The 3,227-nt window shown below is 57.1% G+C and carries 1 rRNA gene; it reads right to left on the bottom strand.

The annotated features are described in order from the left end of the window. Positions 1 to 40 precede the first annotated feature (40 nt). A 23S ribosomal RNA gene (locus AB0G74_RS34250) occupies positions 41 to 3,166 on the bottom strand. Between the last annotated feature and the right edge of the window lie 61 nt (positions 3,167 to 3,227).

The raw sequence follows: 3,227 nt of genomic DNA, 5'->3' as shown, positions 1-3,227 counted from the left end.
GGTCGTTGCCTCAGAACTAACACAGTGGACGCGAGCATCAATGGACAAGCCCTCGGCCTATTAGTACCGGTCACCTCCACCAGTTACCTGGCTTCCAGATCCGGCCTATCAACCCAGTCGTCTACTGGGAGCCTTAACCCCTCAAAGGGGGTGGGAGTCCTCATCTCGAAGCAGGCTTCCCGCTTAGATGCTTTCAGCGGTTATCCTTTCCGAACGTAGCCAACCAGCCATGCCCTTGGCAGGACAACTGGCACACCAGAGGTTCGTCCGTCCCGGTCCTCTCGTACTAGGGACAGCCCTTCTCAAGACTCCTACGCGCACAGCGGATAGGGACCGAACTGTCTCACGACGTTCTAAACCCAGCTCGCGTACCGCTTTAATGGGCGAACAGCCCAACCCTTGGGACCGACTCCAGCCCCAGGATGCGACGAGCCGACATCGAGGTGCCAAACCATCCCGTCGATATGGACTCTTGGGGAAGATCAGCCTGTTATCCCCGGGGTACCTTTTATCCGTTGAGCGACGGCGCTTCCACAAGCCACCGCCGGATCACTAGTCCCGACTTTCGTCCCTGCTCGACCCGTCGGTCTCACAGTCAAGCTCCCTTGTGCACTTACACTCAACACCTGATTACCAACCAGGCTGAGGGAACCTTTGGGCGCCTCCGTTACCCTTTAGGAGGCAACCGCCCCAGTTAAACTACCCATCAGACACTGTCCCTGATCCGGATCACGGACCCAGGTTAGACATCCAGCACGACCAGAGTGGTATTTCAACAGCGACTCCACAACCACTGGCGTGGCCGCTTCAAAGTCTCCCACCTATCCTACACAAGCCGAACCGAACACCAATATCAAACTGTAGTAAAGGTCCCGGGGTCTTTCCGTCCTGCTGCGCGAAACGAGCATCTTTACTCGTAGTGCAATTTCACCGGGCCTATGGTTGAGACAGTCGAGAAGTCGTTACGCCATTCGTGCAGGTCGGAACTTACCCGACAAGGAATTTCGCTACCTTAGGATGGTTATAGTTACCACCGCCGTTTACTGGCGCTTAAGTTCTCAGCTTCGCAACCCCGAAAGATCACTAACCGGTCCCCTTAACGTTCCAGCACCGGGCAGGCGTCAGTCCGTATACATCGCCTTACGGCTTCGCACGGACCTGTGTTTTTAGTAAACAGTCGCTTCTCGCTGGTCTCTGCGGCCACCCCCAGCTCAGGAAGCAAGTTCCCTCACCAGACGTGGCCCCCCTTCTCCCGAAGTTACGGGGGCATTTTGCCGAGTTCCTTAACCATAGTTCACCCGAACGCCTCGGTATTCTCTACCTGACCACCTGAGTCGGTTTAGGGTACGGGCCGCCTTGAAACTCGCTAGAGGCTTTTCTCGACAGCATAGGATCATCCACTTCACCACAATCGGCTCGGCATCAGGTCTCACCCTCATGTGCAGCGGATTTACCTACCACACGGGCTACACCCTTACCCCGGGACAACCACCGCCCGGGCTGGACTACCTTCCTGCGTCACCCCATCACTTACCTACTACCACCTCGGTTCAGCGGCTCCACCACTCCGAACTCGTCCGAAGACTCGCCCGGCGGTTTCACGGCCTTAGCATCAGAGGATTCGATACTGGGCGCTTCAAAGCGGGTACCGGAATATCAACCGGTTGTCCATCGACTACGCCTGTCGGCCTCGCCTTAGGTCCCGACTTACCCTGGGCAGATCAGCTTGACCCAGGAACCCTTAGTCAATCGGCGCACACGTTTCCCACGTGTGTATCGCTACTCATGCCTGCATTCTCACTCGTGTACCATCCACCACTGCCTTCCGGCGCGGCTTCACCCGGCACACGACGCTCCCCTACCCAACCCAACACCCGTTGGGGCTATACGTTGGATTGACACGACTTCGGCGGTACGCTTGAGCCCCGCTACATTGTCGGCGCGGAATCACTTGACCAGTGAGCTATTACGCACTCTTTCAAGGGTGGCTGCTTCTAAGCCAACCTCCTGGTTGTCTCTGCGACTCCACATCCTTTCCCACTTAGCGTACGCTTAGGGGCCTTAGTCGATGCTCTGGGCTGTTTCCCTCTCGACCATGGAGCTTATCCCCCACAGTCTCACTGCCGCGCTCTCACTTACCGGCATTCGGAGTTTGGCTAAGGTCAGTAACCCGGTAGGGCCCATCGCCTATCCAGTGCTCTACCTCCGGCAAGAAACACACGACGCTGCACCTAAATGCATTTCGGGGAGAACCAGCTATCACGGAGTTTGATTGGCCTTTCACCCCTAACCACAGGTCATCCCCCAGGTTTTCAACCCTGGTGGGTTCGGTCCTCCACGACCTCTTACAGCCGCTTCAACCTGCCCATGGCTAGATCACTCCGCTTCGGGTCTTGAGCGCGCTACTAAATCGCCCTGTTCGGACTCGCTTTCGCTACGGCTTCCCCACACGGGTTAACCTCGCAACACACCGCAAACTCGCAGGCTCATTCTTCAAAAGGCACGCAGTCACGAGGAGCCGGATAAATCCGACTCCCGACGCTCCCACGGCTTGTAGGCACACGGTTTCAGGTACTATTTCACTCCGCTCCCGCGGTACTTTTCACCATTCCCTCACGGTACTATCCGCTATCGGTCACCAGGGAATATTTAGGCTTAACGGGTGGTCCCGCCAGATTCACACGGGATTTCTCGGGCCCCGTGCTACTTGGGTGTCTCTTAAACGAGCCGCATGAATTTCAGCTACGGGGGTCTTACCCTCTACGCCGGGCCTTTCGCATGCCCTTCGCCTATCCATACGGTTTCTGACTCGTCCCACGGCCGGCAGACCGCAGTAAAGAGATCCCACAACCCCGCATGCGCAACCCCTGCCGGGTATCACACACATACGGTTTGGCCTCATCCGGTTTCGCTCGCCACTACTCCCGGAATCACGGTTGTTTTCTCTTCCTGAGGGTACTGAGATGTTTCACTTCCCCTCGTTCCCTCCACACTGCCTATGTGTTCAGCAGTAGGTGACAGCCCATGACGACTGCCGGGTTTCCCCATTCGGAAACCCCCGGATCAAAGCCTGGTTGACGACTCCCCGGGGACTATCGTGGCCTCCCACGTCCTTCATCGGTTCCTGGTGCCAAGGCATCCACCGTGCGCCCTTAAAAACTTGGCCACAGATGCTCGCGTCCACTGTGTAGTTCTCAAACAACGACCAGCCACCCGTCACCCCACCC

The sequence above is a fragment of the Streptomyces sp. NPDC020875 genome, from assembly GCF_040641415.1.
Classification (GTDB): Bacteria; Actinomycetota; Actinomycetes; order Streptomycetales; family Streptomycetaceae; genus Streptomyces.
Note: the sequence above shows the minus strand (reverse complement) of the source record. Positions and strands in the feature narration are given on the sequence as shown.